This window comes from Alkalicoccus luteus (assembly GCF_012034335.1).
GTDB lineage: Bacteria > Bacillota > Bacilli > Bacillales > Salisediminibacteriaceae > Alkalicoccus > Alkalicoccus luteus_A.
Window position 1 is genome coordinate 16,745 of record NZ_JAATHJ010000029.1, and the last position, 22,553, is coordinate 39,297.

The 22,553-nt window shown below is 49.7% G+C and carries 16 protein-coding genes and 1 riboswitch; of the genes, 8 read left to right on the top strand and 8 right to left on the bottom strand.

The features are described from left to right. Positions 1–30 precede the first annotated feature (30 nt). Positions 31–1,185, top strand: coding sequence for a sporulation integral membrane protein YtvI (gene ytvI, locus HCN83_RS14455; protein ID WP_343033746.1), 1,155 nt, complete (start codon positions 31–33; stop codon positions 1,183–1,185). 300 nt (positions 1,186–1,485) lie between these two features. Here the strand turns inward: ytvI and HCN83_RS14460 are convergent, their stop codons facing one another. Together HCN83_RS14460 and HCN83_RS14465 are read right to left on the bottom strand one after the other, a co-directional pair. Further along, entirely contained in the window at positions 1,486–1,641 is a 156-nt protein-coding gene (locus HCN83_RS14460) for a hypothetical protein (protein ID WP_168008531.1), read from the bottom strand. A 56-nt stretch (positions 1,642–1,697) separates the two neighbouring features. Further along, positions 1,698–2,453, bottom strand: coding sequence for a tryptophan-rich sensory protein (locus tag HCN83_RS14465; RefSeq protein ID WP_168008533.1), 756 nt, complete (start codon positions 2,451–2,453; stop codon positions 1,698–1,700). Between the two features lie 132 nt (positions 2,454–2,585). On the opposite strand from HCN83_RS14465, the gene kynU reads away from it, so the two are divergent. Next, positions 2,586–3,836, top strand: coding sequence for a kynureninase (gene kynU / locus HCN83_RS14470; protein WP_168008536.1), 1,251 nt, complete (start codon positions 2,586–2,588; stop codon positions 3,834–3,836). Positions 3,837–4,555: 719 nt separating this feature from the next. Here kynU and megL read toward each other — a convergent pair. Together megL and HCN83_RS14480 are read right to left on the bottom strand one after the other, a co-directional pair. Next, positions 4,556–5,767, bottom strand: a complete 1,212-nt coding sequence (gene megL, locus HCN83_RS14475) for a methionine gamma-lyase (RefSeq protein ID WP_168008538.1) — start codon at positions 5,765–5,767, stop codon at positions 4,556–4,558. Between the two features lie 208 nt (positions 5,768–5,975). Beyond that, positions 5,976–7,853 carry an ABC-F family ATP-binding cassette domain-containing protein gene (locus tag HCN83_RS14480; protein WP_168008540.1) on the bottom strand — a complete coding sequence of 626 codons (1,878 nt, stop codon included), beginning with the start codon at positions 7,851–7,853 and terminating at the stop codon, positions 5,976–5,978. Positions 7,854–7,967: 114 nt separating this feature from the next. Here HCN83_RS14480 and HCN83_RS14485 point away from each other — a divergent pair, with 114 nt between their 5' ends. Continuing rightward, positions 7,968–9,734, top strand: a complete 1,767-nt coding sequence (locus HCN83_RS14485) for a hypothetical protein (protein ID WP_246238256.1) — start codon at positions 7,968–7,970, stop codon at positions 9,732–9,734. 189 nt (positions 9,735–9,923) lie between these two features. On the opposite strand, the gene HCN83_RS14490 is transcribed toward HCN83_RS14485, so the two are convergent. The 3 genes from HCN83_RS14490 to HCN83_RS14500 form a co-directional block, all read right to left on the bottom strand. Next, positions 9,924–13,163: a DEAD/DEAH box helicase gene (locus tag HCN83_RS14490; protein ID WP_168008542.1), complete on the bottom strand. Its 3,240-nt coding sequence runs from the start codon at positions 13,161–13,163 to the stop codon at positions 9,924–9,926. A 392-nt stretch (positions 13,164–13,555) separates the two neighbouring features. Continuing rightward, the gene (locus HCN83_RS14495) at positions 13,556–14,170 is read right to left on the bottom strand and encodes a flavin reductase family protein (protein ID WP_168008544.1); all 615 of its coding nucleotides are present in this window, start codon (positions 14,168–14,170) and stop codon (positions 13,556–13,558) included. Then, positions 14,167–14,784 carry an alpha/beta hydrolase gene (locus HCN83_RS14500; RefSeq protein ID WP_168008546.1) on the bottom strand — a complete coding sequence of 206 codons (618 nt, stop codon included), beginning with the start codon at positions 14,782–14,784 and terminating at the stop codon, positions 14,167–14,169. The genes HCN83_RS14495 and HCN83_RS14500 overlap by 4 nt, the downstream gene beginning before the upstream one ends. A 175-nt stretch (positions 14,785–14,959) precedes the next feature. On the opposite strand from HCN83_RS14500, the gene HCN83_RS14505 reads away from it, so the two are divergent. Both HCN83_RS14505 and recQ read left to right on the top strand, forming a co-directional pair. Then, complete coding sequence (locus tag HCN83_RS14505; protein WP_168008548.1) at positions 14,960–16,285, top strand: acetamidase/formamidase family protein; 1,326 nt, start codon at positions 14,960–14,962, stop codon at positions 16,283–16,285. A 76-nt stretch (positions 16,286–16,361) separates the two neighbouring features. Continuing rightward, a complete protein-coding gene (gene recQ, locus HCN83_RS14510; RefSeq protein WP_168008550.1) occupies positions 16,362–18,479 on the top strand; it encodes a DNA helicase RecQ in 2,118 nt (705 codons plus the stop codon). 169 nt (positions 18,480–18,648) lie between these two features. Here recQ and HCN83_RS14515 read toward each other — a convergent pair whose 3' ends face one another. Continuing rightward, the gene (locus HCN83_RS14515; RefSeq protein WP_168008552.1) at positions 18,649–19,776 is read right to left on the bottom strand and encodes a nitric oxide synthase oxygenase; all 1,128 of its coding nucleotides are present in this window, start codon (positions 19,774–19,776) and stop codon (positions 18,649–18,651) included. 102 nt (positions 19,777–19,878) lie between these two features. Further along, positions 19,879–19,983: riboswitch (TPP riboswitch) on the top strand. A gap of 84 nt (positions 19,984–20,067) precedes the next feature. Here HCN83_RS14515 and thiM point away from each other — a divergent pair. Genes thiM through thiE form a run of 3 tightly spaced genes read left to right on the top strand, consistent with a single transcriptional unit; the run spans position 20,068 to position 22,351 of the window. After that, on the top strand, positions 20,068–20,877 hold the full coding sequence (gene thiM, locus HCN83_RS14520; RefSeq protein WP_168008554.1) for a hydroxyethylthiazole kinase: 810 nt from the start codon (positions 20,068–20,070) through the stop codon (positions 20,875–20,877). Next, a complete protein-coding gene (gene thiD, locus HCN83_RS14525) occupies positions 20,874–21,701 on the top strand; it encodes a bifunctional hydroxymethylpyrimidine kinase/phosphomethylpyrimidine kinase (protein ID WP_205774676.1) in 828 nt (275 codons plus the stop codon). The genes thiM and thiD overlap by 4 nt, the downstream gene beginning before the upstream one ends. Continuing rightward, a complete protein-coding gene (gene thiE, locus HCN83_RS14530; protein ID WP_168008556.1) occupies positions 21,698–22,351 on the top strand; it encodes a thiamine phosphate synthase in 654 nt (217 codons plus the stop codon). Before thiD ends, thiE begins: the two co-directional genes overlap by 4 nt. Positions 22,352–22,553: the final 202 nt, after the last annotated feature.

Below are 22,553 nucleotides of genomic sequence, written 5' to 3' on the forward strand. Positions count from 1 at the left end.
ATCTTTAATGCGGGGTCTGGAGGGATGATAGTGACGAAAAACCATGCATGGATCATGCTGCGATTGTTATTTGTACTTCTCTTTACCGGGCTGCTCTTTTATGTATTTATCTGGGTTTTTAAAGCGACTTACCCTTTTTGGCTTGCCGCGATTCTCGTCTGGATGTTTTATCCCCTGATCCGCCTGCTGCGGCAGCGCCTGAGGCTCCCGAATACACTCGCCGTCATCGTGACGCTCCTGCTGAGCATTTCTGCTTTGCTCGGAGCGCTTACAGGCATCATTTTTCTCATCGTTATAGGAGTTCGTCATCTGTCTCAATTTATACCTCAGTGGATTGAATCGACCTCACGTGAAGTTCAGAGCTTTTTTAATGAAACACTGTTCCCGTTCTGGCAGGGTCTGACCGGAGCGTTTGATACGCTTTCTCCGGAACAGCAGGATGCTGTCGGAACCGGCATCACGACGCTCGGAACCAGGCTGGCTGAATCTTTTACAGAAGGAGGACAAGGATTCACTGAGGCACTTCGCTCAATCGTTATTTTCGTGCCGACCTCCATCGTGGTCATCGTGTTCGTCTTTATTGCGTTTTATTTCATCGGCAAAGACTGGGAGCGCATTTTTGGCTATATGTATCAGAAAACGCCGGCTGTGTTTATGAAAAAGTCAAAAGCGTTTAAAACGATGTTTCAGTACCGGGTGTTTGGATTTATCCGGGCCCAGGTCGTACTTATGCTGATCGCTTCGCTTATCGTCCTGATCGGACTTGCCATTCTCCAGGTTGAAAATGCGGTAACCATCGCGTTCATCGTGGGAATCGCCGAAATTTTACCTTACCTCGGATCCGGCACGATACTGATTCCCTGGATGATTTATATGTTTTTAACTGGCAGTATCGGCATGGGTATCGGACTTGCTGTCGTATATGCTGTTACCGTCCTCGTCAGACAGTCAATAGAACCAAAAGTGCTGTCCACCAGTATGAATTTGAACGCACTGGCGGTTCTCATCGCGCTCTTTGCCGGCTTTCAGCTTTTTGGAGTAGCAGGCGTTTTTCTCGGTCCTTTCCTGCTTGTTATCTTTGTGATTTTAAAGGATATCGGCGTGATGAATGATCTGCTTCGATTTGTGCGCTACGGGTTTGTCGATGAAAAAGAAGAAAAGGAAATTGTGATACGCCCTAAATAATGCAGTGCCCATTGTTGATCAACTCACAAGCCGACATTCGAAATGGTCAGCCGTCTCTTCTGGAATTACACTGGCAGACGTGAGCTGTCAAGCTCGGTTGTCTTAATAATAAAGACCCGGTGATCACATTCAATGATCACCGGGTTTTTATGCATCATCTATAATTGATTTGCATTATCAGATATTTGCGTTATTTTTTCCAGAAGAAAACGCCGGCCGGCTGCTGCGCGGTCAGCGTGAAAAATCTTCAGCATAAGCTTTCATCAGATTCGTTGTGGGAGATGATAATATGACGCAGCTTTAAAGTGGATGTGACTCCCTTTTCGTTGAGAAACGCTGAGCTCTCTGCTGCAGTTCCGCGATTTGGTACTCTTCGATAAACGTATAAATGATTCGCATATCGTCTTCTGATAAACCGTCCAGTAACTGAAGGATATCCTGCTTGTCTACATTCATGGAAGCTCCCTCCTTCTGTCATCCCCTATTTTCCTAGTACCCCTCTGTGCAGAGATTTAACCATTCATTTCGAGAATTCTGCGCTTTTTCATCAGGAAGACACCGATGGCAGCAGTAATAAAAAGTGCCCCCGCCAAAGCTGTCCATGCAATAGCCGGATAGGCATCCGCGCGTTCGACAAAAATACCGAGGTAGGCCCAGACGAATACCGCAGGGTAAACAGCATCTCGGAGGAATTGCATGACTCCTGCTGCAATAAGCGCTCCTGCTGCGATGATAACGACCGTCCACGCTACGTTGGATAGGAGGAATCCGTCTTCAAGGCCGATACTATTAAACAGAATCCCAATATTTACGATGAATGCAACAGAGATCCACCCCATGTAGATCGAGAACGGAAGCTTCGTCCAGACCGACACCTTACCAGCCCTTCTGATTGCAGCATATATCATAATCAGCGTTATAAATAAAGCGCCCATCGGGATCATCGATACAGCGAACCATTCGTAATGAAAGGCAAACAGCCAGGCTGTATTCCAGACGCTGCTCAGCACGAATAATAAACCGATAGCGCGAACTGCTTCCCGGTCCCCCCGGTGCTTTGTAAACACTGCTCTCACCGCCCATATGGCTAGAAGCGAGTAAATAACACTCCATATGCTGAAGACGTAGCCGCCAGGTGTAAACAACACATTCACCTGTTCGGATAACTCTCCCGTCGTATTGTTATTTAGCGGCAGGTAGTTAGCAAGCGCGTTCATCCCTATCACGATTATAAGCGTAATCAAGTTGATAACAGCCAGTTTTTTCATAACAGCCTCCTTTTTATGACATTAGTGTCTGTTATCGGATACCCGATTCCTGCCGCTTCTAATCGGCGGATGCTGCATGGTACACTCGGGTAAGAAAACGTGTATGTGCTTTTCAAATAAGGAGTGTGGATAATGCATCAGTCATTATACAGCAAAGCTAAACAACTGGATGATCAGCACTGGCCTTATCGTCAGGAATTTTATCTTCCCGCTGATGGACAGGTATATCTCGATGGTAACTCACTCGGCCTTCTCTCAAAGCCGGCAGAAGAAGCAGTCTATCGTGTGATAAACGATTGGAAAACGCATGCTATTGATGGCTGGACAGAAGGCAGACAGCCGTGGTTTTACTTAGCCAGCACTCTTTCCAGATATGCGTCCGGACTGATCGGGGCACAGCAGAAGGAAACGGTCATCACCGGCTCCATCACAGCAAACCTTCATCAGCTCCTTGCCACTTTTTATCAGCCTGAAGGAACCCGTCGAGAGGTTGTGACAGAAGCCGTAGCTTTTCCTACAGACAGCTACGTTACGAACAGCTGGGTAAAGCACGGGGCCGATAAAATAGAGGTATCCCCTCGCGAGGACAGACTGTTATACGAAGAAGATATCGAAGCCAGACTGTCTGAGCGCACAGCTCTTGTGCTGCTGCCATCTGTACTTTACCGGACCGGGCAGCGTCTGGATATGAAGCGTCTCACGGAAGCCGCACATTCAGCCGGTGCTGTCATCGGATGGGACCTGGCGCATTCTTTTGGGGTCATGCCCCATGAACTTCATGAGGAAGGTGCAGATTTTGCCGTCTGGTGCACGTACAAATATGCAAACGGAGGCCCTGGTGCAACCGGAGGGTTATATGTGCATGAGAAACATCACCATACGAGCCCGGCGCTCACTGGCTGGTTCGGATCCGATCAGACGAAGCAGTTCGATATGGACACGGTGTTCGAGCCCGCCTCTGATGCTTCTGCCTTTCAAATGGGTACGCCTAACATTTTAAGCATGGCTCCACTTATCGGTTCTCTGGAAATGCTGGTGGAAGCAGGGATTGATACGATCCGCAGCCGTTCACTTCAGCTTACCGCCCTGCTCCGCGAAGGAATCAATTCTTTGCAGGAATTAGACAACCGGCTGCAGGTCGTTACACCCGCTGCATGCGGCGGTCACATTGCCTGTTCTCATCCAGAGGCTGCGCGCATTGTGAAAGCATTGAAAGCTTCGGGCGTCGTTCCCGATTTCAGGGCTCCTGACATTATTCGACTGGCGCCCTCCCCGCTTTATACTTCTGCAGCTGATGTTATTCAGGCTGTGGAAACGTTAGAAGCTATTTTGAAAAATCGCACGTATGAGCAATATGAAAATAAACGGGGCATCATCGCTTAAGCGCCTTTGACAGATAAACCAAACGCATCTTACCGCATCTCCAGTTCTGAGAACAATACAATTTTAAACATAGAATCAGGCCGGCGATCTTTCCAGAGATCGCCGGCCTCAGAGTGTTGATAAAGTCATTTTCGGTGAATAACGTTGCATCTGCCTGTATCTGCGGACCCTCGCTTTCCGGAGGGAACGGGCCCAGCTAACCGCTTCCTTCCGCTGTCCGCCGGATCTTCGCCTCGTTCTGATCCTCCAGGAGTCGAGGTCCTCCGATGTCGGCAGCTGGCAGTGCGTTTCAAGTGCCTGGTTATGAATGCACGATCGGCTTCCATACAGATAGAACTTTCCCGATGAGACGTTTCAATGTTGAACAGGGGGTGTCCTTACTTCCTGGAAATCATGATAAACGTGAAAAATCTGTCGCGTCTGCCTGTTATGACGTTGTTCTCCACGAATCAGAGCCGTTTTCCCGATGCGTCCGGCGTGCCCGTGGAATCCGCACAGTCTGAAGATTCAGTGCCGTTCAGATCTGCGAACGGCATTAACGCATACATGGGCCACCCTGAGAAATAGCTGAAGACAAGCCCACGGCAGGCTCGATAAGCAGAGAGGAAATACAATCAAACAGATAAACATGTAAATTTTAAGACTTTTTCAACCGCCTGAGACCGACGATCTTTCCAGAGATCGTCGGCCTTTTCTGCATCGTATGTTATGTGCTTAGCTTATTTGGTCTGCAGCTCTCCGGCTGTCTGATCCGTAACCCGGTCCAGCGCCTGTTTTAAGTCATCCCAAATGTCCTCCGGATTTTCCAGACCAGCTGACAGCCGCAGCATTGAATCGGTAATTCCCATATCAAGCCGTTTATCGGGAGGCACAACGCTGTGCGTCATCGAAGCCGGGTGCTGGATCAACGACTCCGCATCCCCCAGGCTTACCGCAGTCTGCACGACGTTCAGTTCATCCATAAACGCCTGGGCTGCTCGTTTTCCGCCCTTAATTTCAAAGCTGATTAATCCGCCGGGCTGAGCCATCTGCCGCTGAGCCAAATCATATTGAGGAAAGTCCGGATCTCCAGGATATACAATTCGTTCAATCCCATCTTCTTGAGAAAGCTTTTCAAAAATATAAGCAGCATTGCTGCAGTGTCTGTCCATTCGCAGCGGCAGCGTCTTTAGACCGCGCAGCAGAAGCCAGGCATCCATCGGCCCGAGTACTGCGCCAACATCTTTTTGAGTCGTCATGCGAATAACCTGCATTTCTTCAGCCGGTCCGCATGCTGCACCGGCAATCACATCGCCGTGACCGCTGATATATTTCGTCGCACTATGAACCACGAAATCTGCTCCCATTTCAATTGGCCGCTGCAAATAAGGCGAGCAGAATGTGTTGTCAACTACTGTCCATAACCCGGCATCTTCTGCAGTCCGAATCACCATCTCCAGATCGACGAGCTTCATCGTCGGGTTGATTGGCGTTTCCACGTAAACAGCCTTCGTATTAGGTTTAACAGCCCGACTCACGTCTTCTATTTGATTCATTTGAATAAGGTCGTATTCAATTCCGTATTTTGTCTCCATCATTTCGAGAAAACCATAGGTACATCCATAAATCCCTTCTGACACGATAACGTGGTCACCGCTGCTGAGTAAATGCATCAACACAGCTGATACGGCCCCCATACCGGAAGCAAATGCGACAGCTTCCTCTGCGCCTTCTGCGTCTGCGAGCTTTGCTTCCAATTCTGTCACTGTAGGGTTTCCTAAGCGGGAATAAATGTATCCACCCTCTTCTCCGGCAAACCGTGCTTCCCCTTGTGCCGCATTGTCAAATACATAAGTAGACGTCTGATAAATCGGATGCGACAGACTGCCGTGCTGACTTTTTCTGTCAAACGCACCGTGAATCAGCCTTGTGTGAAGTCCTTTTTGCTTCATTGCAGCTACCCCCTTAACGAGTTAATCGCCCAAATAGTAAGCGCTTTCATTAATAGTATACCGAATTCTGTTTCTGAAAAAAATGGAAGTAACCGTACACGTCTAGTCGGTTTAGAGCACCTCAGCAAGAAAAAACCACCCTGGGCAGGTGGTTTTCAGCTTTCGTACAAGCGCCTTTATCTATGATGTCCGCTCTTATAACGAATTTTTAGGATTGGTCCATTCCTTCGATTCGTTCTGATAATTCCTCCCACCGGAGCATCTTGCTTTCTAACTCCTGCTCGGTTTTTTCTTTTGCTTCAAACTTTTCCCTCACGACGTCAAAATCAGCTCCGGCCTCTGCAATTTCCTTATCAAGTTCTTCCAGTTTTTCCTCAAGGCCACTGATCTCATCTTCAATCGTGTTCCATTCCTGCTGGTCTTTGTAGGACAGCTTTTTCTTCTGTTTTGGAACAGGTGCCGACTTGCTTTCTGTTTTTACTGGTTTATCAGCGCTTTTTCTCGCCTCCAGCCAGTCAGAATAGCTTCCGTAAAACCGGTCTGGCTCAGACCCGCGTTTGACGATCAGGAGCTGACTGACCGACCTGTCCAAAAAGTACCGGTCGTGGGAAACGGTGATCACAACGCCCGGAAACTGATCCAGATAATCCTCCAGCACCGACAGCGTTTCTGTGTCCAGGTCATTTGTCGGTTCGTCCAGGATCAGCACATTCGGCTCCGTCATTAAAACTCGCAGCAGATAAAGCCGCTTTTTTTCTCCGCCTGACAGCCTGCTGATATACGTCCACTGCTGGGCCCGGGAAAAGAGAAAGCGCTCCAGCATCTGTTCAGCTGTAATCAGACTCCCGTCGACGGTACGGACAGCCTCTGCTGTCTCTTTAATATAATCAATCATGCGCAGATTCGGATTCATGTCCTCCTGCTCCTGCGTATAATAGCCAATCTTGACTGTTTCACCGTGCGTAACCTGACCGTGGTCCGGCTGTCTCCTGCCGGCAATCGTATCAAGCAGGGTGGTTTTTCCGGAGCCGTTCGGTCCGATAATTCCGAGCCGCATCCCCCGGATAATCAGAAAGGAAAAATCATTCGTGAGTATGGAACCGCCCCTTGCAGTTACACAGTTTTCCAATTCGATCACTGACTTTCCAAGACGTGTGGATCCGATCGCAAAATCAAGCTCTTGTTCTGCAGAAGGGGCATCCTGATCCTGGAGGTCTTCTGCCCGCTGAATTCGAGCTTTCTGCTTCGTCGTCCGCGCTTTCGCCCCTCTTCTGAGCCAGGCAAGCTCCCGGCGGAGGATATTCTGGCGCTTTGACTCCTGATCTGCTTCGATTCGCTGCCGCTCGGCCCTCTGCTCTAAAAATCGTTCATAGTTCCCGATATACTCATATAAATTCCCTTCGGACAGCTCAAACATTCTGCTTGTCACCCGATTCAGGAAATACCGGTCGTGTGTAATCAGCATGAGTGCGCCACTATACTGCTTTAAGTACTCCTCCAGCCACTCTACTGCGTCGTTGTCCAGATGGTTGGTAGGCTCATCAAGCAAAAGAAGATCTGCCGGCTGGATTAACGCCCTCGCCAGCGAAACACGCCGCTTCTGTCCACCGGAAAGAGTGGAGACAGCTGTATCAAACTCATAGATTCCGAGCTTTGTCAGGATAGTTTTGGCTTGTGCACTTGCTTCCCATGCGCCTTGCTTATCCATGGCAGCCTGGGCCGCTTCGAATGCTTTGCCTGCAGCTTCATCATGATTTTGTTCCATGCGCAGCAATGCTTTTTCATAGCTGCGCATCGCTCCCATAATCGGCGCGCTCCCGTCAAACACGGTTTCCAGTACTGATTTATTAGTATCCAGCTCCGGATCCTGCGGAACGTACTCCACGCGGAACTCTTTTGCATGGATTAAATCACCGCTCTCAGCAGCTTCTCTGCCGGCGATTGCTTTCAGCAAAGAAGATTTACCTGTTCCATTGACACCAACAACGCCAATTCGTTCTTTTTTCTCTACCGTAAATGATATACGATTAAAGAGTGTTTTATCTCCATATGTTTTTACCAGGTTTTCGACACGCAGCAAGCTCATGATCTATCATCCTCACTCTTCATTCATTCCGTTTTCTATTGTAACAGACTGCGCAGCGGATGACAGATGCGTGATGCTTGTCTATTCATGAAGGGGGACGTTCTTTTGCTTCAAATGATTCTAATTACTGCTGCAGCGGCGCTGACATTTCTGCCGCTGCAGCGGACGTGGTGGCAGCGGACTGACTTCCGCCGCCTCCTGGCACCTCGCTACATACTAGGGCTTTTTTACGGTGCTTTTCTATTTTACGCCGGTCTTGCTGACCAAAGTATCACGCTGCTTGTTGCAGCCTATGTCCCGGTGGTGGCTGTCTGGCTGATAATCGACAACGTGGTCGTATATATGACGGTGCGCACGTTTCGTAAAAAAGAAGCTTCAGCCGGTGCCGGTGCCGGCATTGTGCTGCTGGCAGCAAGCATGGCCTTCTTTATTTTCCAGCCGCTCTTTCTCGCCGATGCGAAATACGATATAGCTGATGGCGAGGAGGTCTCGAGCGACGATCTGCCTCCGGTAAACGAAGAAAACATTCCGGTCGTTCCGCGCAGCTATGCGGAATACCGGGCGGACATCATGATGGGGCAACTTGATAATCCCGCTTTTTTCACTCTTGGTGCTACGCGTATTCAACGAGTAGATGATTCGCTGTACTGGATTACGCCGATTGAATATGATGACTTTTTTCGCTGGATCCGGGCGGACAGCGTACCCGGTTTTATTATGGTAAGTGCGGAAAACCCCCGCGAGGATCCGCAGCTGATTGAAACAGACATGCAGTATGTGCCTTCTGCTTTCTTTCATGAAAATTTGGAGCGTCATGTAAGGATGGCGTATCCCGATGTCGTCATGCTCGATACGACATTTGAAGTCGACAGTGATGGAAACCCATATTACATTGTCAGCTACGGTCATTACACCCAGTTTCGCCGCGTCGCAGATGTAGATGGAATTATCACCGTTGATCCGGCAGACGGCTCCATGGAACAGTATGTAGCCGAGGAAGCGCCGGAATGGGTAAATCGGATTTATCCTCCGCACATAGCGGAAGAGCGGAATGAATGGTTTGGTATGTACAGCCGCGGACTGATTAACCGATACTTTGGACGGGAAGGTCTGACGCAGCCAACGACATGGTCGGCAGACGACACAGTAACCGGCATTGTAGATGATAACCTGCAGCTGAACTGGTTCACCGATCATATGAGACTGACGGACGAAGGCGAAGAAGGTTCGCGTTCCATGGTCGGATTTACGATGTTTGATGCACGAACCGGCGAGCTTCGCTATTTCCGTGATGCGAGCGGTATGCTGAATGGACGGACAGCGATGGATCTTGCAGAGCGGACGTTCCGGCGCGATGATTACGTCGCAGGAACCCCTTCCCTTTATCCGATTTACGGGCAGTACACGTGGGTCGTACCGCTTATGGATCGAAATGCTGTACTCCGTGAAGTGATGCTCGTTCACGCCGCTGATGAAAATGTCTACGGATATGGCAGTACGAAGCGGGAAGCCTTCAATGCTTATCAGTTGGAGCTTTCGACCACAGTCGATGATGATGTTGTAGCCGGTGAACTAACGGATATGGTAGAAGAAGAAAAAACAATCGGCAGAGTGTATCACTGGGACCGAGAAGAAAATGTTACCGTTCGTCTCTGGTTTGAAGGAGAAGACCGGATATTCACGTTAAGCGCCTCTTCGCATCCAACGGCCGTATTCCTTGAGCCTGGTGACGAGATTACGATTCGTTATATGGACAGCGGCGAAGCGGTACAGCCGATCGAAGAAATGGACTTCGACTTGATTCCGGTTGAAGATGAGGAAGCCGATTTTCTGGAAGATATTGAGACAGAGGACGAAGAAGTACCGGATGAGGAGACGTAACGAAAGTATGCTCTGATCAGCTGGTAAAATAAAAAGTACTATTCTGCATCTCTATAGGAACTGAAAACCGGCGACCCTCATCGGATCGCCGGTTTTTTACGCCTCAGACATCAGCAGTTTTTTCAACCTGAAGAAGAGCCGCTCCAGCTGGATGGACGGCTCCTCTCTCATGATTGAACTGCAGCTGTGTCATGTGTTCAGTTCAAGCAGTTCTTCGATTTCTTCGCGGCCGAGTGATTTCAGCATTGTTTCACCCGGCTGTACGACTCTGTCAAGCAGGTCCCGTTTTCGCGCCTGCATCTCGTGAATTTTTTCTTCAATCGTTCCTGCTGCGATCATTTTTGTCACTTGTACGACTTTCTTTTGACCGAATCGGTATACCCGGTCGGCAGCCTGGTCCTCCACTGCTGGGTTCCACCATGAATCGAACAGGATGACCGTGTCTCCTCCGGTCAGGTTCAGACCGGTTCCGCCGGCTTTTAAGGAAACAAGAAAGAGATCATGTTCCCCGTTGTTAAAGCGTTCAGCCATTGTTACCCTTTCTTCTGCAGGCGTTTTACCGTCTAAATAAAAATAATCGGCTCCCCGCTTATCGAAGCGCTCTTTCATGAGGGCAAGCATCGTCGTAAACTGGCTGAAGATGACAATTCTCCTCCCGTTAATAAGTGCTTCCTCCGTATATTCCATCAGGCGCTCCAGCTTCTCGGAGCCTCCCTCGTAATCTTCCATAAACATGCCGGGATGCGAACAGATCTGTCTGAGCCTCGTTAAACCTGCGAGAATCTGCATGCTCTTTTCTTTCCAGCTGTCTGTCAGCCGTGCCTCTGAGGCTTCGCGCTTTAAAAGCTGAAGCTGCGTCGCATAGAGCGTACGCTGCGCCTGAGTGAGTTCCGTATACTCCACGCTTTCCAGCTTTTCAGGAAGCTCACGCAGCACATCCGTTTTCCTCCGCCTTAAAATAAACGGGCGGATTCTGGCGGCTATTGTTTCTTCCTTAAGCGATTGAAAAGCATCTTTTCCTGTAAATAAACCCGGAAGAACAATCTGAAAAATCGAGTACAGCTCCTCGAGCGAATTCTCAATCGGGGTTCCGCTCAGTGCAAAAGCTGTTTTGCACTGCATATCCCTGACCGCTTTCGCCGTTTTCGTTCCCGCGTTTTTCACGTTCTGCGCTTCATCGAGAATGAGTATGTCAAAATACCGCTCGCGAAACATTGAATGATCGCGCCGGAGCACCGGATAGGAGCTGATAAGCACATCGGCCTCTGCATACTGGGCAAACTGCTCCTCCCGCTCCGATTTTGTTCCGCCTATAATACCTGCTTTCAGGTGGGGAGCGAATCGTTCAAGCTCTTTTTTCCAGTTATAGGTGACACTCGACGGGCAGAGAATGAGCGTCTGCTTCAACGGCCCCCGTTCTTTTCTGCCGGCAATAAAGGCGATGGTCTGAAGGGTTTTTCCGAGACCCATATCATCAGCCAGCACGCCGCCGAACCCGTAATGATCAAGCGACGTCATCCACTGATAGCCGGTTCTCTGATAGTCCCGCATATCCGCTTTGAGCTTATCCGGCTCTTCGAAATCAACATCAGACGGGTCGAGCAGCCGCTGAATCAGTTTTTGAAAGGAAGCTGTACGTGCTGAAAGGATGCGTGCTTCTTCGAGATGAAACGCTTCTTTTAAAGGCAGCGTCATCGAGGCTGAAGGCTTTCCTCCCACGGCCGTCCGATAACGCTCCATCAATTCACGTACAGCATCAAAGCTGACATCATGAAGAGGAATAAAGGTGCCGTCTTCACGCTCGTAGTAGCGCCTTCCTTCCATCACCGCTTCGACGATCGCGTCCAGCTCATCCTGCGGGACCGCTTCCGTAGATATGTGTACACTTAACTCTCCGGTTCCCTCATCGACCTCGGCCGTCACTTCCGGAGCCTGCTCCGGCAGATAAATCAAATCACGCAGCGAAGCTGGCAAATATACTTCAAATTGTTCAGACAGAACCGGGAGCCAGCTGCTTAGAAAATAAAGCAGATCCGGGAAATGATCGATGAACAGCTCTGAACCGTTATATTTGAGCGGTGCTTCCTCAACGAGCGCCATGAGCCGGTATTCCTGTTTCATGTCTCTGACGATAATACGTTCGCCGCGGTTTTCCTGTTCCCGAAAAGGGTTGATTTCCACATGACCATACTGGAACACTACTTCCGCTGTCAGGCGATTAGCCGAATAGTCCAGAAGAAGCCTTGCTTTAAGCGGGATCATGTCGATCTTATGTTCCAGCGCCTCTGCCGTTTTCACTGTTCCTACTGCTTTAAGCTGGGGAAGCAGAACAGACGCCAGCGGTTCAAGATAGGCGCTGCTGAACGTAATCAGCGGCTTTTCTGCGAGCGAAAGCTGATAATACAGCTTTTCAATGACGCTTCGCTGCTCTTCCGGAATCCATAAAAACCGATCTTTGTAGTAGCACACAGGAAAACTTCCCCCGAAATACTGCAGCTGATGCCCATCTTTCCAGTACAGTGTGTAAGCGCCTTCCTGCACCTCTTCGGCCTCGAATCGAAACGGTGTACCTAATTCCTCCAGTCTGAAAGGCTGTTTTTTGCCTTCTCCTGCAATAACAACCACATTCCGCCCGCTTAACAGCTGAAAAAATGACGCGGCAAAAGGGGCAGGAATATCGAAGCTTCTCATGTCGCCTTCTTTTCTGACCGCATAACGATCCTCGTACATCTGCTGAACGTTTACAAGGATCGCTGCCTCTTTTAATACAGCCAGATCGTCCTCGTCCAGTGCGTGCTCTTCCGGATAAAACGAAAATTTATCAGTGAATCGATAGGCTTCTCCGTTTTGTACAGCATGTAAAAATCCCGGCAGACTGCGCACAATATACAGCCGTTCAATACCTGCTTTCAGTTCAAGTTCCACAGTGCCCGGAGCCTCTTTATAAAAAGACGGGTAAAGCTTTAGTTCAAACTGAATGTGCAGCTTCGTTTTCTCAGACGATTCAAACGACGAAACCGGTGGCACGAAAAGTGATTCAAACTCCGCAAGCAGCGACGCTGTTTCACGGTCCTGTCTGCTGCTGACGGCAAGCGGGTTCGGCACCGTAAAGGACGGGTCCCGTTCAGCGAGCCAAGCATGGACGCGATTTTCACCCATGTATAAAAGCGCAGCAAGTATGTGAACACAAATACCACTCCTGTCACAGCTGCACGCTGACTGTTTGATTTCCATCATCGAATCCGGATATATATCAACGGCGAACCGCTGTCTGTATCGCTCCACATAGATTCGGAACCGCTTTTTCTCCTGATCCCAGAGCATTTCCTTCACACTTTCTTCCTGAAGGTAAACGCGTGCAATTTTTAACTGTTCAGGCGCCTGCACCTCATCCTGCAGCGCGTCCAATGTTAATTCCGTTAAACGCAATTCAGTTCCTCCTCCTTGTACAGAGCGCCCCGTTCTCAGCCCTAGCTGACCGAGCTAAACACTACCCTTCATCATATCAAAAAAACGGAATTCCGGAAAATAAGAGAGCAGATATCATGCTTAGCCTGCTCTTGAAACGACAGAATCACCACGTCTCATTTATTTCAAACCATCACACAGCCTTATAGATACCGGATCAGGACTGCAGCGAAGCTCATACCTGTGTTTATGCCATTCGCACCGGATGTGGGCAGAAATTTTGCAGACAAACCGGCGCATAAACTACCGTTTCGCCCCATGAAGAAACCGGCCATCCAATACGGACAGCCGGCACTACTTTCGATATGGAATTGCTTGAAAAATGCAGAAGCTTCATACAGGATCATGAACGTCTACTTTCGTGCATCAGGCCGCTCCAGTTCAAAAATTGAGCCAAGCCCGGCATACTGCTTTCCGCCTAGGCGGGAAACAGGCTTTAATTTGTCCGTGCGCACGTCCCCATCCTTGATCAGCTTTTCCTCAATTTCATAGTGCACGATCCGACTGAGAATCAAATCTTTTGCAGATTCTTCTCCTTCCAGAATGAGGTGCCTTTCCAGCCTGCATTCCAGGCGGATCGGTGATTCCTTCAGCGAGGGCACGGCAACAACCTGACTTGGTTCCGGCGTCATTCCTGCCCGTACCACTTCACTCTCATCCGGCTTCAGAGAAGCAGACGCCTCATTCGCCTGTCTCACGTTATCCTCCGTTACGACGTGCACGACAAACTCATTTGAGTGGAGAATGTTGCGGCACGTATCCTTCTGCTGGCCCTCTTTGCGTCCGATGGCAAGAGAGATCAGCGGCGGATCGGCAGACACGATGTTGAAATAGCTGAATGGTGCGGCATTCAGTACGCCTGCATCCGATAAAGAAGTGACGAGTGCAATCGGTCTGGGAGTTACGAGGGAAGTAAGCAGCCGGTAATTTTCTTTCTTCCGCAGCTCTTCCGGATTCAGCCCTTTCATGAGCTGCTGCCTGCATGCTGCTTGTAAAACGACGATGCCTGTTCCACTTCATCTCTTGTCAGCTGATGTCCCATTTCCGCCCAGTAAAGCTCGATATTTGCTCCACTCTCCTTCAGATGACCATATAGCTCCTCTGTTTCTTCCGGCGGGCAGATAGGGTCATTGGAGCCTGCGCCAATGAAGACCGGCAGTCCGTTCATATCCGGCCTTTCCACACTCCGGAGAGGCACCATCGGGTGAAATAAAAAGGCGGAGTGAAACGGACGCTCATAGTGATAAAGCAGGCTCGCTGCTATATTAGCTCCGTTAGAATAGCCTACTGCCGTCAGGCTGTCGCGGTCAAAACCGTATTTTGCCGAGGCTTCATCAATAAACTCATGAAGTTCCTGCGTGCGGAACTTCAAATCTTCTTCATCAAACACACCTTCCCGCAATCGTCTGAAATAGCGGTTCATTCCATTTTCATCGACATTCCCGCGAACTCCGAGCACGGCAGCTTCCGGATCGATCATGTCGGCAAGCGGCAGCAAGTCCTCTTCATTACCTCCTGTTCCATGCAGAAGCAGGAGCGTTTTTGCACTTCCAGATGGTGATTCTCTAAATATGTGCTTCATTTTATCCACGCCTTTCGCTTTAAAAAAGTAAGTGTTATGGAAAGTATATCGTTTTAGTTCCCTTAAATGCAACCCGTTAACCGTTCTCATTGTTTGCGAGCAGGAAGCTATAAATCGTTCCAAAATTCAGATAAAATGAAATCAGCTGCCTGTGCAGCAGATCTTGCATGAGAGGATGATCAACTTGAAAAAAGCGGTGGAATCTGTACTCGTAAACGAATTTGTCGACGGCATCCTTGACCCTTCCCGTGAGATGATCGGTCCGGTAAAGGACGGGGGCCACATTATTGCCAATACCTCTCCCGGCTGCTGGGGCCCAATGATCACTCCCAGTTTGAAAGGCGGTCATGAAGTAACGAAGCCGGTTTATGTAGAAGGAGCAGAACCTGGTGACACGATTGTCATTTCCATTAAATCCATTCGCGTGACTTCTATTGCAACTGCGTCGGGCAATGATAAACCAGTCGAAGGGCGCTTTCTGGGAGATCCATTCGTAGCAGTTCAATGTCCGGAATGCGGCCTGATGCATCCGGAAACAGAGCTGAAAGGAACCGGACAGACAGCCGTCCGCTGTAAATCGTGCGGGGCGGATGTAACGCCTTTTCAGTTCACAAATGCGTATACGATGACATTTGACGACAAAAAATCAGTTGGTCTCACGCTTGATCAAGAAGGATCACAGGAAGTAGCCGAAAACGGCAAACATTTTATGGCAACACCGGAAAACTCCATTCAAAATCCAATCGTTGCTTTCGCGCCTCATGACATTCAAGGTCTTGCTGCTCGCGTACGCCCGTTTCTCGGCCAGCTTGGCACAACTCCTTCCATTCCCTTCCCGGACTCACATAATGCCGGCGACTTTGGTTCTTTCCTTGTGGGTGCACCGCATGAATTTGCTTTGACGGAGGAAGAACTGGAGCATCGTACGGACGGACATATGGACATCAATCGCGCGCGGGAAGGAGCTGTTGTACTGGCACCTGTTAAAGTTCCCGGCGGGGGCGTCTATCTCGGGGATATGCACGCCATGCAGGGGGATGGTGAAATTGCCGGCCATACTACAGACGTCTCCGGAATTGTGACTCTTCAGGTACGAGTTATTAAAGGATTGAAGCTGGAAGGTCCTGTTCTTCTTCCGGTTCATGAAGATCTTCCTTATCTTGCCAAACCGTTTACAGAAGCAGAAAGAGAAGATATCATGCGGCTTGCTTCCTGCTGGAAGATGGAGAACAAGCTGGAGTCATCTCTTCCCCTCTCCTTTGTCGGAACCGGACCCGATTTAAACCAGGCTACAACAAACGGGATGGAGCGGGCTGCTTCCCTGTTAGGTATTTCTGTGCCTGAAGTGATGAACCGGACAACCGTAACCGGTTCGATCGAAATCGGACGGCATCCAGGTGTTGTTACGATCACCTTCCTTGTGCCTTTGCAGCTCCTCGAAAAAGTGAAGCTTGATTATACGGCGATCGAACAATACGGGGCTCCAGCCGGTAACAGCTGACTTTTGCTTCATTGCCTGAGCCTGTTAAATGCGGTACACTTTCATACAGATTATGAAAAAGGTTGGAGGTCCCCTAATGCTGAAACAGGCTCAGGAAACGTTAAAAACCTATTACGGCCATGATTCCTTCCGGCCGGGTCAGGAAGCTGTCCTGACCCGGCTCTTTGACGGCAGGCATACGATGGGCATGATGCCAACCGGCGGCGGAAAATCGGTATGCTATCAAATACCTTCTCTGCTTTTCCAGGGTGTCACCATTGTCATTTCACCACTTATTTCCCTCATGAAGGATCAGGTGGATGAGCTCCGTGAAGCGGGAATCAATGCGACCTATATTAACAGCTCGCTGTCATTTGAAGAGACCGGAAAAAGACTGGACGAGATCCGGCTCGGTCTTCAGAAGCTCGTCTACATTGCACCAGAGCGTCTGGAATCTCCGTCGTTTATGAGAATGCTTCAACAGCTGCCGATCTCGATGATTGCCGTAGATGAAGCACACTGCCTTTCCCAGTGGGGACATGATTTCAGGCCCAGCTACATGCGTATACCAGAGCTGATTGACAAGCTTCCGGGACAGCCGGTCGTTCTCGCTTTAACTGCAACCGCTACGAAAGAGGTGGCCGCGGACATCTGCAGAGCGCTAAATATTGAAGCAGACAGCGTAATCCGTACCGGGTTCGCCCGCGATAACCTCTCCTTTCATGTATTAAAAGGAACAGACCGGGATCAATACCTGCTTGAATACGTCAAAAAAGACATCGAAGCCTCCGGCATTATTTACTGCGCAACCCGCAAAGAGGTTGAACGGCTGACAGACCTGCTCCGTAAAAGCGGCATTGAAGCTGGAAAATACCACGGGGGAATGGATAACGAAGAAAGACGTCAGGCCCAGGAGCTCTTTGTTTACGATGTTGTGAAAGTAATGGTAGCGACAAATGCGTTTGGAATGGGAATCAATAAGTCGAACGTCCGCTACGTGATCCACCGGCAGCTGCCCCGCAATATTGAAAGCTACTACCAGGAGGCAGGCAGAGCCGGACGCGACGGCTCTGCAAGCGAATGTCTATTGCTGTTTTCTCCTCAGGACGCTCAAATACAACAGTTTTTAATTGATCAGTCTCAAATGAGCGATGAGCGAAAGGAAATGGAATTTCAAAAGCTGCAGAAAATGCTCCATTACTGCCATGCGGAAAGCTGTCTCCAGCAATATATCCTCGACTATTTTGATGATTACGGTACAGAACCGTGCGGAAGATGCTCGGAGTGCGTTGATGAGCGGTCCAGGGAAGATATTACGAAAGAAGCACAAATGGTCTTTTCCTGTATGAAACGAATGGGGGAGCGTTTCGGGAAAACGGTCATCGCCCAGGTGCTTACGGGTTCCAACAATCAAAAAATTAAAGATTGGCGCTTTGATAACCTCTCTACCTTTGGACTAATGAAACAGTATTCACAAAAAGAGGTGGCCCAGCTGATCGACTTTCTCGCAGCGAGCCAGTACCTCGAGCTTTCCGGCGGAAGCTATCCTGTTCCGAAACTATCTGAAAAAGTCATCCCGGTTCTGCGTGGAGAAGCAGCCGTTTACCGGAAGAAGGCTCTTCGACCACAGCAGGCATCAGCAGATCACCCGCTCTTTCCAATTCTTCGCAGTCTTCGCAGCGAGCTTGCTCGGGCACATGAAGTGGCACCTTACATGGTCTTCTCCGATCAGACGCTTCATGAGATTTGTGCCAGGCTGCCGCAAACGGAGGAAGAGATGCTTGCTGTGCGCGGTGTTGGCACAAACAAAATGTACACGTACGGCAAACGATTTCTTAAAGCGGTTAAAGACTATACCTCATCTGAAGCCGTCACACCCCAGCCTGCAGTGACGTCCAAGCAAAAAGACGGGAAAAGCTACGAGGAAACTGCCGCTATGTTCTTGGAAGGACACAGCCCGGAAGCTATCAGTAACGCTCGCGGTTTGAAAGAAACGACCGTTCTTCAACATCTTGTTGAGGCGTGGGAGAATGATTGGGACGTTGATTTGTCAGAGCTGGTTGATTCAGATGAGGTGGCCGCAGTAGAAGAAGTGATCGACCGGATCGGGCTCGAAGACGGATTAAAGCCGGTTAAAGAACATCTTCCGGAAGAAATCAGCTATTTTACTGTCAAAGTCACGGCTCTGCTTCAATCCGCCGGACTCCGTTCCTGATACAGTACCGTTCGGAACCTCGAACGGCATGAAAACGCGAGCGAAGATAGACTGCGTGAAAAAGAATAAACACGTAAGCTGAATGACGTTGTTTACAGCTTAAAAGCCAGCTGTCCTTTCGGGCAGCTGGCTTCTTTTATTGATGGAATCGGTGAAGCAGCTGATTTACTTAAAAACTGCTTTTATCAGACATCTGTCCGCCTTCCGCTTTTTTTCCTGTAAACGGACAAATCGATTCACTTCGGTAAGCAAACCCCGGACTTTTCTCCACGTGATCATAAGACTCATGAAACACGTGTACAGCAGCAGGAGAGATCGGCGGGATCAGCCATGACCAATCCCCTGTGACCGCTCTGCCAGCCTTTCTTTCTTTTGCACAAAAGATGCGGAACTGCTCTGCTGCCGTATGATGATCAACAAGACTGACTCCATCTTCGTGAAAGGAATGGATTACGGCCCGGTTCAATTCGACAAGCGCGCGGTCTTTCCAAAGCGAAGCCGGTTTTGCTGTATCCAGATCAAACACCTCCGCAACTGCTTCGAGACAATTATAACGCCACGCATCTGCTAAATTTCGTGCTCCGATCTCCGTTCCCATATACCAGCCGTTAAACGGTGCAGCCGGATACGAAATACCGCCAATGTCGATTTCCATATCAGCAATGGCGGGCACTGCGTACCATTTCAGCTGCAAACTTGAAAAACGTTCTTTTTCCGGATGACGCAGCAACACTTCAAGCACTTCATCTGCTTCCCATTCATACATCGTAACGCGGCCGTCCCGCTCCTGAATCAGAAGCGGAAGGATATCAAAATGAGTTCCTGCTCCCCTCCACCCTTCTGCCTGTGCCTGCTTCGTTAAAGCACCGGAAGCCGGGTCTCCTGTTCCATCCTCATAGCCTGCGTAGCGTATCAGCTGATGATTTAATATCTGCCAGTCCAGCGGTTTATCTGCCTGCTTCGGCGGAAAAATGGTCATGGCCGGCCTGATTTTACCCTCGTTAGTAGTGAAGCGCATATGATCCCTGCATGCCTCCACCACTTCTTCCGGAGTCCGCACGTGACGTTTATCAAAAACCGTAAGCGTGTCCCAGAACAGGCGCCCGATACATTTATTTGCATTCCGCCAGGCTGCTTTAGCTCCAAAAGCCAGCTCCTCCTCTGTATGCACGTACGTTCCAGTTAATCCAATTTCATCGTGAACTTGCGTGAGACGGTCATTAAATCCGTCTATCCCCTGTTCCGTATAAAATTGACTTAGAAAAGCTTCTGCAGCTGTCGAAAGCGTATTTTCCACATCGTTTCCTCCTGACTGTCCAGCATAGCTGTTAATATGATAGTATAAGGAACATCAGTGCTCCTGCAAGAAGGAGTGCGATTGTTCACAAATTAATCACGTTTGACCCGCTGGGGGTGCACACGGTGCTGAGACAGAATCGATATTCTGATCCCCTTGAACCTGATCTGGCGTAATACCAGCGTAGGAAAGTGGATGAAAGCAGCCGTTTTCCGGACCGATCCAGCCTCCGCCGAAAACGGTTTTTTCTATCTGGCTGCGCATCAGCTACGAAGATGAAGGAGTGAGAGAATGCATAATCAAGTCCTTGCGCTGCGAAATCTAATTCGGAGCGACGCACCATTGATTCATAACATCACGAATGTAGTTGTAACAAACTTTACGGCAAACGGCCTCTATGCCGCCGGCGCGAAGCCTGTGATGGCCTACGCCCCTGAAGAGGCAGCGGATATGGCAGCAGCTGCCGATGCACTCGTCCTGAATATCGGCACGCTTTCCAGTGCTACAAACGAAGCGATGCTGATTGCCGGAAAGGCTGCAAATAAGCACGGCATTCCAGTCATACTGGATCCCGTCGGGGCAGGAGCAACGTCATTCCGGACAGAATCTGCCGCTATGCTCCTTCAGGAACTCGATATCGCCCTCATTCGCGGGAACAGCGGCGAGATAGCAAGCCTTGCCGGCTCAGAAGCTGTGGTACGAGGCGTTGATGCATCAGCAGCTCCTGCCGATGCAGCAGCATCTGCCGCGAAGCTCGCTGCTTCCAGGCAGACAACGGTTTGTATGACTGGAGAAGTTGATGTGATCACGGACGGAAGCAACACGCTCACTGTTCATAACGGCTCTCCTTCCCTGCAGGATATAACCGGCGCCGGCTGTCTCCTTTCCTCGATTGCAGCGGCATTCATAAGCCGCTCCGACTCACCTCTCGAGGGAGCTGCGGCTGCCTGCGCTTATTACGGCGTATGCGCCGAAGCTGCGGCTGATAGACAACCATTCCCCGGCCCGGGTCACTTTCAGGTTCACTTGCTCGATATGCTTCAGCAGCTGTCCGATGAACAGCTGAACCAGCAACTTATCATAAAGGAGGCAGCATTATGAAAACTGCATTAACAATTGCCGGCTCTGACAGCGGCGGCGGCGCCGGCATTCAGGCTGACTTAAAAACCTTTCAGGAGCTCGGCGTTTTCGGTACGAGTGCGATCACTGCTCTCACAGCTCAAAATACGGTCGGTGTCCAGGGAGTATTCCCTGCTTCAACAGAAGCACTCGAAGCACAGATCACTTCTGTTCTGGATGACATCGGAGCAGACAGTGTAAAAACCGGTATGCTTTTTGATTCAGAACGCATTGAAATCACCGCCTCCTTTGCCGAAAAAGGACGTTTGCCGGCCTTGGTAGTCGATCCTGTAATGGTATCCACCACGGGCGCAGAACTGCTGAAGGAAGAGGCACGATCTACAATGACGGAGAAGCTGTTCCCTCACGCTTCCCTGATTACTCCAAACATCCCGGAAGCTGAGATGATCACCGGAATGTCGGGAAGCTCGCTCCAGATCAGAAAAGAAATGGCCCGAGAGCTGCTGAAATATGGTTCAGAGGCCGTGTTATTAAAAGGCGGACATGAACCAGACGCTGCAACGATCACCGATATTTTGTTTGACGGGGCTGAATTTCACTATTTAAGTGTGGAGAAAATTGAGACGAAGCATACACACGGAACAGGCTGTACTTATGCCGCGGCTGTGGCAGCTTTTCTTGCTCAGAGTAAGTCAATGAAGGATGCTGTTTTTGCAGCTAAACAGTTTATTCATCAGGCAATCTTGCATGCTCACTCTGTTGGGGAAGGGGCCGGCCCTGTCCATCACGCTGCGCACCGGACGGCGGATAAACCGTTTATCAAAATGGAGGTTGAACAGACGTGAGCCAGTTCGCAAAGGAAAGGCTCGCCGTTTACTTTATTGCAGGCACACAGAATACGGACCGGCCACTTCCGGAACTCGTTTTTGAAGCCCTCCGCGGCGGTGTAACGATGTTCCAGCTTCGTGAAAAAGGGGAAGGCAGTCTTCACAATGAAAACGAGCGGCTGAAGCTTGCACTTGAACTAAAAGAGCTCTGCGCCAGCTTTCATGTTCCGTTCATCGTAAACGATGACGTTGAGCTCGCCTTGGCATCAGATGCTGACGGGCTGCATATCGGTCAGGACGACACTGATCCGGCCGAAGCACGTGGCCGCATCGGGTCAGACAAAATACTCGGAATTTCCGCCCGCACGCTTGCAGAAGCACAATCAGCTTCTGCCGTTGCTGATTATCTAGGTGTAGGTCCGATGTTTGCGACCTCATCAAAGGACGATGCTGAAACGCCTGTTGGTCCGGAACGAATTCAGGAAATGCGAAACGCCGGTATCACGCTGCCGATAACTGCGATCGGAGGCATTACGCTTAATAATGCAGAGCCGATTCTGGCCGCCGGAGCTGACGGGGTTTCGGTTATTTCCGCGGTTTCCGCAGCAGAAAACGCGGAGGCCGCAGCCTCCGAGCTTCTCTCAGTGTATCGTTCTGTCAACCGATGATACAGCGTCAATCCTGTCGTTGGACCCAGTGCATAAGTGGCTGAACCATTCAAAATAATTAAAATGTGTACCCATAAAAGGGGCTGTCCCATAAGTCGATATTATCGACGGGACAGCCCCTTTTTTATGTGTAGAAAAAATTTATAGAAGGAAACAGAAAAAAATCGCCGAACCTGTGTGTAAGCGACAAAACCAACACCAC